The sequence below is a fragment of the Aquidulcibacter sp. genome, from assembly GCF_044346625.1.
Lineage (GTDB): Bacteria > Pseudomonadota > Alphaproteobacteria > Caulobacterales > Aquidulcibacteraceae > Aquidulcibacter.
On sequence record NZ_JBIIYV010000066.1, the window covers coordinates 1 to 14,293 of the forward strand.

At 56.0% G+C, this 14,293-nt stretch carries 11 protein-coding genes and 1 pseudogene; 6 read left to right on the forward strand and 6 right to left on the reverse strand.

Translation table 11 applies throughout. From position 1 onward, the window contains the following. Nucleotides 1-183: 183 nt before the first annotated feature. The 4 genes from ACIQ20_RS13390 to ACIQ20_RS13405 all read left to right on the forward strand — a co-directional run bounded on the left by ACIQ20_RS13390 (nucleotide 184) and on the right by ACIQ20_RS13405 (nucleotide 6,191). Entirely contained in the window at nucleotides 184-1,029 is an 846-nt protein-coding gene (locus ACIQ20_RS13390; RefSeq protein ID WP_395781094.1) for an SDR family NAD(P)-dependent oxidoreductase, read from the forward strand. After that, the gene (locus ACIQ20_RS13395; protein WP_395781096.1) at nucleotides 1,016-2,584 is read left to right on the forward strand and encodes a GMC oxidoreductase; all 1,569 of its coding nucleotides are present in this window, start codon (nucleotides 1,016-1,018) and stop codon (nucleotides 2,582-2,584) included. Before ACIQ20_RS13390 ends, ACIQ20_RS13395 begins: the two co-directional genes overlap by 14 nt. An 86-nt stretch (nucleotides 2,585-2,670) precedes the next feature. After that, nucleotides 2,671-3,555, forward strand: a complete 885-nt coding sequence (locus ACIQ20_RS13400) for an AraC family transcriptional regulator (RefSeq protein WP_395781098.1) — start codon at nucleotides 2,671-2,673, stop codon at nucleotides 3,553-3,555. Beyond that, nucleotides 3,552-6,191 (forward strand): alpha-amylase family glycosyl hydrolase, encoded by a 2,640-nt coding sequence (locus ACIQ20_RS13405; protein WP_395781100.1) that lies wholly within the window; start codon nucleotides 3,552-3,554, stop codon nucleotides 6,189-6,191. Before ACIQ20_RS13400 ends, ACIQ20_RS13405 begins: the two co-directional genes overlap by 4 nt. On the opposite strand, the gene ACIQ20_RS13410 is transcribed toward ACIQ20_RS13405, so the two are convergent. The 4 genes from ACIQ20_RS13410 to ACIQ20_RS13425 all read right to left on the reverse strand — a co-directional run bounded on the left by ACIQ20_RS13410 (nucleotide 6,183) and on the right by ACIQ20_RS13425 (nucleotide 10,235). Further along, nucleotides 6,183-7,847: a formate--tetrahydrofolate ligase gene (locus ACIQ20_RS13410; protein ID WP_395781102.1), complete on the reverse strand. Its 1,665-nt coding sequence runs from the start codon at nucleotides 7,845-7,847 to the stop codon at nucleotides 6,183-6,185. The genes ACIQ20_RS13405 and ACIQ20_RS13410 overlap by 9 nt on opposite strands. Before the next feature lie 81 nt (nucleotides 7,848-7,928). Beyond that, nucleotides 7,929-8,393 (reverse strand): DUF3237 domain-containing protein, encoded by a 465-nt coding sequence (locus tag ACIQ20_RS13415; protein WP_395781104.1) that lies wholly within the window; start codon nucleotides 8,391-8,393, stop codon nucleotides 7,929-7,931. Nucleotides 8,394-8,447: 54 nt separating this feature from the next. Further along, nucleotides 8,448-9,689, reverse strand: coding sequence for a dipeptidase (locus tag ACIQ20_RS13420; protein WP_395781106.1), 1,242 nt, complete (start codon nucleotides 9,687-9,689; stop codon nucleotides 8,448-8,450). Between the two features lie 150 nt (nucleotides 9,690-9,839). Continuing rightward, a complete protein-coding gene (locus ACIQ20_RS13425) occupies nucleotides 9,840-10,235 on the reverse strand; it encodes an MAPEG family protein (protein ID WP_395781108.1) in 396 nt (131 codons plus the stop codon). Between the two features lie 191 nt (nucleotides 10,236-10,426). Here ACIQ20_RS13425 and ACIQ20_RS13430 point away from each other — a divergent pair, with 191 nt between their 5' ends. Beyond that, nucleotides 10,427-10,645 carry a hypothetical protein gene (locus tag ACIQ20_RS13430; RefSeq protein ID WP_395781110.1) on the forward strand — a complete coding sequence of 73 codons (219 nt, stop codon included), beginning with the start codon at nucleotides 10,427-10,429 and terminating at the stop codon, nucleotides 10,643-10,645. Between the two features lie 139 nt (nucleotides 10,646-10,784). Beyond that, nucleotides 10,785-12,983: a catalase/peroxidase HPI gene (gene katG, locus ACIQ20_RS13435; RefSeq protein ID WP_395781114.1), complete on the forward strand. Its 2,199-nt coding sequence runs from the start codon at nucleotides 10,785-10,787 to the stop codon at nucleotides 12,981-12,983. Nucleotides 12,984-13,045: 62 nt separating this feature from the next. Here the strand turns inward: katG and ACIQ20_RS13440 are convergent. Together ACIQ20_RS13440 and ACIQ20_RS13445 are read right to left on the reverse strand one after the other, a co-directional pair. After that, nucleotides 13,046-13,700, reverse strand: a pseudogene (locus tag ACIQ20_RS13440) (carbohydrate porin). Then, a complete protein-coding gene (locus tag ACIQ20_RS13445; RefSeq protein WP_395781112.1) occupies nucleotides 13,603-13,923 on the reverse strand; it encodes a hypothetical protein in 321 nt (106 codons plus the stop codon). Before ACIQ20_RS13445 ends, ACIQ20_RS13440 begins: the two are co-directional and overlap by 98 nt. Nucleotides 13,924-14,293: the final 370 nt, after the last annotated feature.

Below are 14,293 nucleotides of genomic sequence, written 5' to 3' on the forward strand. Positions count from 1 at the left end.
AAACTCTCGCACCTTTAAGCAATGATCCCATCGTCATGCTCAGCGCAGTCCCCTGAACATGATCAACTCAGCCCTAAACCGGCTACATCATGACGCCGCTGTTACACCACGCCATGGGACACGATCCGTGCCTTGACAATTCGCTTTAAGGTGATTGCGTTTGAATAAGGGAGGCGATTCAACATGACCCAGACTTCTTTGCCACGTCGACTCGCCGTTATCACGGGGGCTTCGTCTGGCATTGGCGAGGCGTTTGCTCGCGCCTATGCCAAGCGGGGGGTCGACCTTTGCCTTGTCGCCCGCCGACTTGATCGACTGGAGGCCTTGGCAAAGGCCTTGTCTCAGCAACATGGGATTTCAGCTTTTGCGGTCCAAGCTGACTTGTCCAAGCCAGAAGCGACCGGCCTAATCGTGACAGCTTTGGCAGAACACGGACGATCGTGCGACATTCTGGTCAATAATGCCGGCTATTCCCTGCCTCAGACTTTCCTGGCTACCAAACCCGAACAGCAAACTGATTTTGTTGCGGTTCTTGTAACATCCGTCGTCAGCCTCACCCATGCCCTTCTGCCGGGCATGGTTCAACGCGGCTATGGACGCATCATTAATGTCGCCAGCATGGTTGCCTTTTCCTCAGGCGCGGCAGGCCATACGCTCTACCCTGCCGCCAAGAGCTTTGTCGTGAAAATGACCCAATCGCTGGCTGCCGAAGTAGCCGACAAAGGCGTCCTAGTCACCGCCATTTGCCCTGGCCAGACTGAAAGCGACTTTGCCAAAGCCAATGGCACCGATCAATTGATCGCCAAGTCCAATCTCTACAAACAAACAGCCGAGGACGTGGTTGCAATTGCCATAGCCGCCAATGAGGCTGGCAAGGAAGTGGTTGTCCCTGGCTGGCCAAACAAACTTGCGGTTGCATTTATGAAGGTTCTGCCGGATAGTTGGACGGCGGCCCTCATCCGCCCTCAAGCCAAGAAATTTGCCCTGCCCGACCCTACTGCCTCACGAGACAAACATGCCCCATTATGACATTCTGATCATCGGTTCCGGCGCCGGGGGTGCTAGCTTTGCTCAAGCCTTGGCGGGGACCGGAAAGTCTATTCTCATCCTCGAGCGCGGCGAACATCTTCCAGTTGGTCGCGAGAATTGGGACCCAAGACGGGTTTTCGTCGACCGGATTTATCGCACGGACGAGCAATGGACAGACAAGGACGATAACCCCTTCACACCCAACACTCATTATTGGGTTGGAGGCAACACGAGCTTTTATGGTGCAGCCTTAATGCGCTTTAAGTCTCTGGACTTTGAGCGGATGGAGCATTTTGATGGCATTAGCCCCGCTTGGCCCGTCACCTATGAAGATATGCGGCCGTGGTATGAGGTGGCTGAGCGCATGTGGGAGGTTCATGGCGAACGCGGCATTGACCCCACAGATGACCCGAATGACCCACCCTACCCCTTTCCTGCCCTGGCGCACGATCCGGGCATGATCCGATTGAAAGAGCATTTTGAGGACTTGGGCTGGACACCTTCGCCACTGCCTTTGGGCATCCGCCGCAATGATGAGAATCCGCGTGAGGGCAAATGTGTTCGGTGCAAGACTTGCGGCGGCTTCCCCTGCCGCTTGCTGGCCAAAGTGGATGCACGCACTGCTGCCTTGAAGCCTCTTGAAGCTTATCCCAGCGTTACGCTTCTGCCGGGCCATAAAGTTCTGGAGTTGAAGACCGACGCGAACGGCAAAAAAATCACGGAAGTGGTGGCGTCTGGACCAGATGGGGAAGTGACCTTCACTGCCGATTATGTCGCGTTGGCAGCAGGGGCTGCCAATTCGGCAGCCCTACTTTTGAAATCCGTTAGCCCCAAACATCCCAATGGCCTCGCCAATAGCTCAGACCAAGTGGGGCGCAATTATATGTATCATTCCACCTCGGCAGTGCTTTCAGTATCGCTGCTCGCGCGTTTTGAATCCAGTTTTCCAAAAACCTTGTGCGTGAATGATTTCTACTACGGCGACTCACAAGAACAATTCCCCTATCCCATGGGGCAGATTCAAATGCTGGAATACATGTCTGGCCAAACGTTGGAAGGGCAATTAGCCGATGTCGTGAACCCCAATCTGATCCCGGACTCTTTTAGCGATGCTATTGCCGAACGTATGGTCAGCTTTTTGGTGATGTCCGAAGACCTGCCGCGGCCTTACAATCGGGTGACGCTGAACGAAAATGGCGGAATCAAACTCTCCTATACCGAAGGCGATTTGACTGCTCACAAAAAGCTCGTTGAAAAGCTAGAGACAGGTCTACAAGGCTTCACTCGTGAGCGCTCGTCCCTGTTTGAAGCCAATTTCACCATCGACCAAGAGCTACCGCTTTACGGCACGGCCCATCAATGCGGGACCCTTCGCATGGGGGATGATCCGACAAGCTCGGTTATCGACAAATGGTGCAAGGCCCATGATCTGGACAATCTTTATGTGGTGGATGCAAGCGTGTTTGTATCGTCCGCTGCGGTTAATCCGACCCTGACCATTGTCGCAAATGCGCTGCGCGTGGGGGACCATTTGGCACGACAGTTGATGGGCTGATTTGGGCCGCGTTTAGCCAAAAGGTTCACAACCTCGTCAGCCCGCCCAATCTTGCACCCGGCCTCATTTCAAGCCATGGTGGCGCTATGCCGCTGCGTCATCTTTGCGAACCCGTCGAATTAGCCCCGGGCATGACCGTTTGGGCAGAACGGGTTCAGCACGGCGAAGATGCGCCGGGTCTAGACCGCTTTCCCCATTATCATAGCGTCGCCGAACTGGTGATTTTTGAGTCCGGGACCGGGTCATTCTGGCTCGATGGTGAGGAGATTCCGCTACATCCGCGCAGCGTCGTGTATGTGCCGCCCATGTGCCACCATGATTATTTGTTTAGTCCGGGCGAGAAGTCTTGGGTGCTGGTGCAATTAGATGCCGATACGGTTCAGGCGCTCTCTCAAGCGGTCCCTGAACTGGATTTGGCGCACCCGTTTTATGGCGTCCCATCTGAAAGCCAAGCCAAACAGCTCGACACTTTATGTGATCTTTTGTTGGAAGCTGGCCAATCCATTTCCCAAACGGCGATTGTGACGCGGACGGCGGAGCTGATCGTTTGGGCCGCCTATGCGACGCGGATCGCCAGGGCGCGCGCGCAACGCCAAGGCCAAAAAGTGGCGCTACCGGTCGATCGTCTGCGTCCAGCTCTCGACGCGCTGCGCGCTCATCCGGGCAAGGAATGGACGTTGGAGCAGATGGCCTCGCTATGTCACATGTCTGCCAATTATTTTTCCCGCCGCTTTGCTGAGATCATGGGCATGAGCCTAACGACCTATGTGCGGGTTTATCGTTTGCAATTGGCCGCTAGGCGCTTGGTGCAAGGCCGCGAGGCTATTGGTATCATTGCCCAAGACGCAGGGTTTGCCAGCCCCGCCCATTTTGCCTTCCAATTCAAACAAAGGTTTGGACTAACCCCGCGTACGTATCGACAAGCAGGTCAAGAGCGCAGCTTGCCTCAGCCCACAAGGACATCCGCATGACCCTTCGTTCGCTTCTCAAGGGACTGAGCTTAGCTGCCCTGACCTGTGTGCCCTTGGCAGGTGGTGGTGCGCTGGCTCAAACCCCCGGTCCTCTGCATGTGCCGTCGCCTGATTGGCGCGATCAGGTGATCTATTTTGTCATGACGGATCGTTTTGAAGATGGCGACCCCAGCAATAATGACCAAGGCAAGGGTGAGTTTGATCCCGCTCAACGGGGACGGTTTTCAGGCGGAGATTTAAAGGGCGTTGAAAAGCGCCTTGACTATATTCAGGGTCTGGGCGCGACGTCAGTCTGGGTGACGCCGCCGGTGGAAAACCAATGGCTGGACCCTGCGACAGGCTATGGCGGCTATCATGGCTATTGGGCCAGTGACTTCAAAGCGATTGATCGGCACTTAGGCTCACTCAAGGACTATCAAAATCTATCCCGCGCCTTGCATGGGAAAGGCATGTATCTGATCCAAGATATTGTTCTCAATCACACCGGCAATTTCTTCAATTATGGGTCCGAGTACGACCCCGGCGACCCAGTGAAAGGCTACGTGCCTTATCCCAATTCCGTGCCCATGGCGGCGCCAACCCAATATCCGTTTTCCTTAAACGACCCCCGTCGCCCGGCGGACCGCGAGGCCGGAATTTACCACTGGACGCCCGATATCAAGAACCTTTCCGAGCGGGACCAAGAGCTTAGTTTCCAATTGAGCGGTCTTGATGACATCAATACTGAAAATCCTTTGGTGAAGCGAGCTTTGCGCGATTCCTATGCCCATTGGATCAAAGAAGCCGGTGTCGATGGCTTCCGTGTTGATACGATCTTCTATGTCCCGCCCGAGCTCATAACCGACTTCATGTATAGCAAGGACCCAAAGGCACCAGGTATTGCTGAGGTGGCGCGACGGACTGGCCGCGACAATTTCCATGTCTTCGGTGAAGGCTTTGGCATGGATCGCCGCTTTGAAGACAAGGTCGCGCGGCGGATCAATAGCTATCTGGTTGGGCCAAATGGCGAAGCCCGCGCCCCCGGCATGATCAATTTCCCCCTCTATGGCACGGCCACAGATGTGTTCGCGCGCGGCAGACCACCTGCTGAATTAGCCTTTCGGATCGAGAACATGATGGCGCTGCACCAGCGGCCCCATCTGATGCCAAGCTTCCTCGACAATCACGATGTCGACCGATTTTTGAGTGGCGGCACTGAAACAGGGCTACGCCAAAACCTATTGATGATGATGACATTGCCCGGGATCCCTGTGATTTACTATGGCACCGAGCAAGGCTTCACCGTGCAGCGCGCGGCCATGTTTGCCAAAGGCTGGGGCTCTGGTGGGCGCGATCATTTCGATACGAACAGCCCACTTTATCGCTACATCGCGAGCCTGACCAAGCTGCGCCGGGAAAACCGGGTTCTGTCGCGCGGCACGCCCAAGGTTCTGGCGGGGGAAGCTGCTGGTGCTGGGGCATTGGTCTATCTGATGCAGGATGGCAGCGAGACCCTTTTGGTTGCCATGAATACGGCAGACCAACCCGTGCTTCTGGACAATCTCGATATTGGCCAAGGATCTGGCACGGTTTTACAGCCTTTGTTTGCGATGGACGGTAAAGCACCCCTCCTTGTCGTCGGCCAGAACCAGCGCCTTACGGCACAGCTTGCCCCACATGCTGGCAGCGTGTGGCGGGTCTCAAAAGCCCCCCCTCTCAGCTTGAAAGCAGCCCCGATTACTCTGTCGCTAGACGCCTTACCGCAAGGCCCGGTAACTGAGCCCACCTTGATGGTGCGCGGCCAAGCCGCACCCGGAGAAGAACTTAAGCTGGTTCTAGATGGCAATTTGGGCGAGGCGCAATCGGTCCAAGCTGACCCCGCAGGCCGCTGGCAAGCTAAGCTGTCCACTGCCGCCTTTGTTGATGAAACCATCACGCACCGAGTGACGGCCTATTCGACTAAATCGGGACAAGCTTCAGCAGCTGGCAGGTTTAACGTGCGCCCATCTTGGAGCCTGCGCAATGAAATCGCTGACCCTTCTAGCGACGACACCGGGCCACCGGGTGCTGCCTATGTCTATCCAACAGATCCGAGCTTTGCACAACCGACAATGGATTTTCGTGGGGCTCGGGTGTCAACGGCAGGAGGTGCACTCAAGCTTGAGCTCGACATGGGTGCCATCAGCCAAGTTTGGAGTCCACAAAATGGCTTTGATCACCTAAGCCTGACCGGCTTTATCCAATTGCCAGGTCAGTCAGGCACCGGCGCACGGGCGATGCCAAACCAGCGTGGCGAATTGCCCGGCGACATGACTTGGCATTATCGCTTCCGTGCCCACGGTTGGACCAATGCCCTATTCAGCCATGTTGGGGCGAAAGCGACACAAGAAGGCACAAAAGCAGGCCCTGCCCCCAGTATCAGCGTAGACAAGGAAGCCAAGCGGATCACATTGATCTTCCCAAGCTCGAGCTTTGGCGATCAGGCCGATCTGTCCGGTTCAAAGCTCTTTCTGACGACATGGGACTATGATGCCGCTTATCGCAGCCTGGAGGCAGAAGCTGGGGGCTATATTTTTGGCGGGGCCAAGACTGCTAGCGACCCCAAAATCATGGATTCTATTGGGCCGTTCACAATCGGATCTGCGCCATCAAAATAGACCGGTGATATGACGATCTGCATCCAATCCAATCACTTCAGCAGCAGGGGTACGGGGCAGGCCCGGCATCGTCATGATGTCGCCGCACAAAGCCACGACAAAGCCTGCCCCGGCGCAAAGCCGTACATCGCGGATAGTGACTACATGACCCTGCGCCGCGCCTAAGACATTTGGGTCGGTGGAGAAACCATACTGGGTCTTGGCCATACAAACCGGCAGATGGCCAAAACCGGCCTCTTGCCAACGGCGCAATTTGGCCTTTGCGGCTTTGTCGAACACGACCTCTCCGGCCCGATAGATTTGCGTGGCGACAGTTTCGATTTTCTGGCTCAAAGGCAGCGCGTCTTCATAAAGCGGCTGGAAGCGCGCGATGTCCGCCGCCACCAGTTCGACAACAGCTTGGGCCAGATCTTGGGTGCCTGCGCCCCCGTCTGCCCAGTGTCGGCACAAGATCGCCCGGCTGCCATGACTCGATACGAAGGCTTCGACCGCAGCGATCTCATCGGCAGAATCTTGCACAAAATGATTGATCGCAACCACAGTCGGCACGCAGAAGCGAGCGAGGTTCTCCAGATGTTGGCCGAGATTGGCGCAACCCCGGATCAGCGCGTCGACGTCGGCTCGACCGAGGTCTGATTTCGCCACCCCACCGTTCATTTTCAACGAGCGGATGGTGGCCACGACAACCACTGCTTTGGGGCTGAGGCCTGCCTTGCGGCATTTGATGTCGAAGAATTTCTCTGCGCCCAAATCGGCCCCAAAGCCCGCTTCGGTCACCACAAAGTCGGCGAGGCCCATCGCGGTCGTGGTGGCGACCACGCTGTTGCAGCCATGGGCAATATTGGCGAAAGGCCCGCCATGGATCAGGGCTGGATTGCCTTCCAATGTCTGCACAAGATTAGGCTCAAACGCCTCTTTCAATAGGGCCGTCATCGCGCCTTCGGCCTTTAAATCCGCGCAGGTGACGGGGCTATGGTCCTTCCGATAGGCCACGATGATGGTACCCAACCGCGCCTGAAGGTCTGCCAAATCTGTTGCCAAGCAAAAGATCGCCATCACTTCCGACGCGACGGTGATGTCAAAGCCTGTCTCAACCGGTTGGCCATTACCGCCCAAAGAAGTGACGATCGAACGAAGCGCTCGGTCATTCATGTCCATCACCCTTCGCCACACCACTTTGCGCGGATCAATCCCGAGCGCGTTGCCCCAATAAAGGTGATTATCGACCATGGCTGCCAACAGATTGTGCGCCGCGGTAATGGCGTGAAAGTCGCCCGTGAAGTGGAGATTAATCTCGTCCATCGGGATAACTTGAGCGTGCCCGCCACCCGTCGCACCACCTTTTTGGCCAAAGCAGGGGCCAAGGGAGGGTTCACGCAAGCAAATCGCAACCGACTTGCCTAGCCGCGCTAGGCCATCGCCTAGACCGATTGTGGTGGTGGTTTTGCCTTCGCCTGCGGGCGTCGGGCTCATCGCTGTGACAAGAATCAGCGCTGCATCTTGGGCGGACTCGCGTGGAGCCAATCTTGCCGTATCCAACTTTGCTTTGGTGCGGCCATAGGGGATCAAAGCGTCGGGTGGAATACCAATTTTGGCTGCCACTTCGGTCAAGGGCCTTGGTGTGGCGGCTTGAGCAATTTCAATATCAGTTGGCACAGTCAGGACCCTTCACGCGCAGGAATTGGGTGTCGCTAATGCCTTTGGCGTCAGCTTGTAAAGCCATCGCACCAGTGCAGGCTAGAGTACTTCAAAAATTTGATAGACGACGCCTGTCGGCTCTTGCGTGCCGACGCCAATTCCAATCATGTCGTTCAACCAGTCATACTGCGGCGCGGCAGTCTCAAACCGCGTGACGGTGCGCAGATTAAAGGCTTCGGGCGACAGGGTCTCACCCTTCTTAAATCGCGTCATGTCCTCTGCCGAGGTCCGCAATGCACCTTGATAGGTAAGATAGATTAGCGCGCCATCATCTGTCTTTAGTGTCAGACGCACGTCGACCAACATGCGGTCTTCGCCGCGATAGAGCGCCCAGTCGGCGCCACCGGGCAAAACATCACCCGTCAGGCGCGGGCCTTCAAAACGGCCACCTTGAACCGGGGCGATCAGTCGATTGCCAAGCGGCGTCTTGCCGATCCGTGCCATGGCGGCGAAATCAACTTGGAGACGTAAAGCGGTTAGGAATTGGCTGTTTAACTGGGTCATTGAAGACTTCTAACCGCTTCAGCTAGTTTGGCCAAGATGCCTGCCCCCGTCGTCCTATTTCTGCGCCTTGGCTTCAGCCTCTCGCATGACGCGCAGCACATTACCGCCCCAGATCTTGGCAATGTCTGCTTCGGAATAGCCCTCTGCCATTAGGGCTTGCGTGATCTTCCAGACTTTTGACGCATCTTCGAGACCGATAACGCCGCCACCGCCATCCCAATCAAGCCCAATGCCGACATGATCGACACCGATCAGTTTAAGGGCGTGGAGAAGATGGGCCATGAAATCATCAAAGGTCGCGCGGTTCTCGGGCAATTCCTCGTCCAAGCGTGCGCGGGTTTGGCGGAACGCATCTTGATCTGCTTGGCTGCGGCTGGCGAGGTTGGGATAGGTTGCGGCGAGCTTGGCTAGCGCTGCCCGACGTTCTGGCGTCTGCGGCAAAGCTTTTAAATAGGCGCCAAAGGCATTCATCTGGATCACTCCGCCCTTGGCGGCCAATGCCTTGAGGCGGTCATCGTCCAAATTGCGCGGGTGGTCATAAATCGCCTTGCATCCGCTGTGAGAGGCGATAATGGGGGCGGTCGATAATTCCAGCATCTGGTCCAGCACTTGGTCGGACGCATGTGACTGGTCAAGGACCATCCCCAAACGATTGGCCTCTGCCACCAATTCCTTGCCAATTGGGCTAAGGCCGCCCCATTCGGCCTTATCGGTTGAACTATCGGCCCAATCATTATTAGAAAAATGGACTGGCCCGACAAGGCGTACGCCCAGCTTGTAATAGGTCTGCAAGAGCGAGACGTCCTTGGCCAAAGGGTAGGAATTCTCGATTGACATAAAGACGACACGCTTGCCTTCGGCCGCGATCTTGGCCGCATCATCTGCCTTCAAGGCAAGACCAAAGTATTTAGGGCTGCGCGCCAGCATTTCGCGGATCACCACTGCTCGCATCAGGCCTGCATCACGGGCGGCGTTCAAACCTTCAGGCGTACGCGGACCTTGAGCGGTATAGATCACCCAAAATCCCCCATCGAGACCGCCTTCTTTCATACGCGGTACATCGACTTGGGCGAATGCTGTCTTCCAGTCATTGTGCTTAAGAATATCAAAGCCCGGGCGAGCAACCACAGCCGGGGTATCGAGATGGGAATCGAGCGTGAGAATCCGCTCATGCAAGGCGCGCGCAGCCCGTTCTGACGGCAGGGTCTTGGCAACTGCCGGTTGGCACAAGAGCGCGGCAAAGCTGAGACCGATAAAAGCTAAGCTGGCTTGGCGAAGGGCATTGGCGCGCATCATCGGGTTTCCATCATCTGATCAGACAAGACATCAAAGGCGATCTTGCGCGTCCAGTCTGGCTTGTCCAGTCAGCTTCGGACCTACGCGGTAGAACGTGCATCCAGCGCCTGTTTATGAGGCGCTGGATGCTGCGGGTGTGGGTTGGCGCAATCAGCCCAAGAGCAAAGGCACGATGACCATGCCAAGACCAATCGTGGAACCGACCCAAACCAAGGAGCGAATGGTCTTCACCCCATAGGCATAAAGCGGCACATAAAGGATCCGTCCGAATAGATAGATATGCGCGCCCAGAACGGTGATTGTATTTTCCTTACCGGCTACAAACGCGATCAAGACCGCGGCAATAAACAAAGGCAACGTCTCATAGAGATTGTCTTGCGCGCGGCGCAAACGCTCTGCCATCGGCGAGAGCGGCGGCATGGTTTCATCGCGGGCACCCATATTCCATTTCAAGCCATATTGGCCGGTCCGAGCGACGTCAAACAAGAGAATTTGGACAAAAGCCAAAACCAAAGTCCAAGCCAATACGATTAAAAGTGGTGTCATGATGTGTTTCCCTCCCCAGGATCCCCGCCCATCGCAGACGGCTTACCAGCATAGGAAGCCAAAGTGACGGCAGCGTCAAGGAAAGCAGCAGGCATTCCGATACCGTGCTATCCACACCCTGATGTCACCGACCAGCCGATCCAGCGCTTTTGGAACTTGCAAAAGAACAAAATAGGAACATAGTGCCGGCCATGGTAGCTCGTTCTTATCTTGGCCTCCTTGCCCCCGAGCAGGATTTTGAGCGCCTGCGCGCTTATCGCGATCAGCTGTTGACCATGGCTCAAGCCTATCGGCCAGGCGGCGCGGAGTATATGGCGCTGTCGCGCGCCGTGATGGCCTTGGATGAAGCGGCCGGGGTCGTGATGAATAAGCCGAGCTTTTACCAAAGTCGCCTTCACAAAACGACCTAAAGCTCGCCACCAAAGTCGGATTCGCCACTCAGCATAGATAAAAACTATTGATCAACGATATATAATCGATTGGACCAATATAGCTTTCTGCCGTAAGGGAAATTCAAGACTCAAATTGCTTGAGGAAGAGGACGTGAACATGGAAACCCAAGGCAAATGCCCCGTAATGCATACCGGCGGCCAACCCGCTAAAGTCGGAACGCAATCCAATCGCGATTGGTGGCCAAACCAACTGAATCTGAAAATGCTGCATCAGCATACCAGCCTGTCCAACCCGATGGCGCATGGCTTTGATTATGCTGCTGCCTTCCAAGCCTTGGACCTCGACGCGCTTAAGGCCGATGTAATGGCTTTGATGACCCAGTCGCAAGACTGGTGGCCAGCCGATTACGGCCACTATGGCCCCTTCTTCATCCGGATGGCTTGGCATAGCGCTGGCACCTATCGCACCGGCGATGGCCGGGGTGGTGCAGGTGCGGGAACCTTGCGGTTCGCGCCATTGAACAGCTGGCCCGATAACGGCAACCTCGACAAGGCCCGTCGCCTCTTGTGGCCGATCAAACAAAAATACGGCAGCGCCATTTCCTGGGCCGACCTCATGATCCTCACTGGCAATTGCGCCCTTGAATCCATGGGTTTCAAGACTTTTGGCTTTGCCGGTGGCCGCGCGGATGTGTGGGAGCCCGAAGAAGACATCTATTGGGGCAAAGAAAAGGGCTGGTTGGACGACCAGCGCTATTCCGGCGAGCGCGACCTCGAAAATCCTTTGGCAGCCGTTCAAATGGGCTTGATCTATGTCAACCCACAAGGCCCCAATGGCGTGCCAGACCCCTTGGCTTCAGCTTTTGATATTCGCGATACCTTCGGCCGTATGGCGATGAATGACGAAGAAACCGTCGCCCTGATCGCAGGCGGTCATACGTTCGGTAAAGCCCATGGCGCCGCGGACCCCGGCAAATATGTCGGCCCAGAGCCTGAAGGCGCAACCATTGAAGAACAAGGGTTAGGCTGGGCCAATAGCTTTGGTAGCGGAAATGGCGTCTACACCATCACCAGCGGCTTAGAAGGCGCTTGGACGAACAATCCGATTCTGTGGGACAACAACTATTTCGACAATCTGTTTGGTTACGAATGGGTGCAAACCAAGAGCCCAGCCGGTGCGATCCAGTTTGTGCCGGCAGAAGCTGATGCCCATGGCTTGGTTCCTGATGCGCATGACCCTACCAAGCGCCATGCGCCCGTCATGTTCACCACTGACCTGGCGCTGCGGTTTGACCCCATCTATGGACCGATTTCCAAGCGGTTCCATGAAAACCCAGATCAGTTTGCCGATGCCTTTGCCCGGGCTTGGTTTAAACTGACCCACCGCGACATGGGCCCACGCGCCCTGCATCTGGGCCCTTGGGTTCCTGCAGAAGAGCTAATCTGGCAAGATCCAATCCCAGCCCGTGACCACGACTTGGTGGATGCAGCCGATATTGCTGCATTGAAGGCAGAGATCGGAGCTTCCGGCTTGACCGTCTCTGAAATGGTGTCAACGGCTTGGGCCTCGGCCTCGACCTTCCGGGGATCGGACAAGCGCGGTGGGGCTAATGGGGCGCGGATCGCTCTGGCCCCTCAGAAAGACTGGGAAGTCAATCAGCCAGAAAAATTGGCCAAGGCGCTAGATCATTTGCGTGCTATTCAAGCTGGTTTCAACGCGAAAGCCGCTGGCAACAAGACGGTCTCTTTGGCGGATTTGATTGTTCTGGCAGGCTCAGTCGGGATTGAGCAAGCTGCTGCCAAGGCCGGTCATCCAGTCGAAGTTCCCTTCACCCCAGGGCGGATGGATGCCAGCCAAGAGCAGACCGATGTGGCTTCGTTCCAAGTTATGGAACCCGTCGCCGATGGGTTCCGTAACTATCAGAAGTCTGATCTCTCCGTTTCGGCTGAGGAGCTTTTGGTAGACCGTGCCCAACTTCTGACCCTCAGCGCGCCGGAAATGACGGTGCTGGTCGGTGGCTTGCGGGTATTGGGTGCCAATGCTTCTGGGGCGAGCGAAGGGGTCTTTACCAACGCGCCAGGGACTTTGACCGCAGACTTCTTCGTGAACTTGCTCGATATGGACGTGGTTTGGGCTCCATCCGCAAAAGCGCAAGGCCACTTTGAAGGTCGCAACCGCAAAACTGGAGCGATCGTCTGGACCGCATCACGGGTGGATTTGGTCTTCGGCTCCAACTCGCAATTGCGAGCTTTAGCAGAAGTCTACGCTAGCCAAGATGGCAACGCCCGCTTCGTCGATGCCTTTGTAGCCGCTTGGACCAAAGTCATGAATTTGGATCGCTTCGATCTCGTCTAAATCTTCATGCGACACTTACGCCCTTCACCGGCCACCGCCGGTGAAGGGCATTTTTCTCAGCATCAATCATCACCAAAAGCCCAGCTCAAGCGGACGCCTGCGACCAGTGCACTTTTGCTATCCGGGCTAGCACCTGGGTCGATGACATGTTGAACATCGCCCCGCAGGGAAAGTCCGCCGCCGATTGGTGTGGGATAAGTCATCTCAAGATTTTTTTCAGACTCTGAAAAGGCCCACGAAACGGGCCTCAGGTGTGGTCCGCACATGTGCCAGTGCGATCCCGAATTGATCCTCTGTTCGGCCTTCCAAACCTCCTGACCATACAATGCCTGCGCCCAGATAGCGATCTACAACATTGAAATCTGACTTAGCCGTTCCAGCCCGCAAGAAGGCGCTGGTGGCATTGTCGACATCATGTTCGACCGTCCCATAAAGACCTGAGTTGCCGCTCTGAAGGCGGACGAGTGAGTCGTTACTGGCTTGCGAATAGGCCCAGCCCCCAAGCGCCCATCGCCCAGATTTCCCTTGTTGCTCAATTTCCAATACACTCAAGAGGCGGCCCTCTTTGCGCCACCGCAGGTCTGTGCGGTCAGGCCTGAGTGGGTCGCCGGGGACTGGATCAAAAATGCCTGCGCGTAGCCGCAGGATCACTGGCAGACCTTCCGACGATGTATTTGGCACTATCGATATAGTTGGTAAGGGGCTGTGCCAGTTCATTTAGGGCCTGTTTGACTTTCGGGTCTCCGGCGGTGGCTTTGGAATCGGCCACAGCCTTTTCAAAGATGGCACTATGTTCCTCCCTGTCCTGTTTGACCTGAGTCGGCGTGTCGATGGCCGAAGCTGGATCGAAAGCCAGCAGAGCTGCGAGTGCATCCGCGCGCAGCGCATCATGCATCATATCGGCCTGCACATGTTTGCGAAGAACGCGGGCGGCTGACACGGCTTTGTCGACGCCGTCTTAATAGCGGGTGTATACCCACAATCCCGCTGCAGCCGCTGTTGCCGCAAATGCAAATGAAAGCGCCCCACCCACCGAAACTTTCGCGCCAATTGAATCGAATTTCATGTGTGGACCCTCACTTGTTGCTTTGGTCAGCATTTAGAACACACATGGAATGCAACTCACCGAAAGGTAACACGTGAATTGGTTGTTGCTCGGTTAATGGCAAATTGCCGCAGCAAACGATCGTGTCCCACGGCGTGGTGTAACAGCGGCGTCATGAGGTAGCCGGTTTAGGGCTGAGTTGATCATGTTCAGGGGACTGCGCTGAGCATGACGATGGGATCATTGCTTAAAGGTGCGAGAGTTT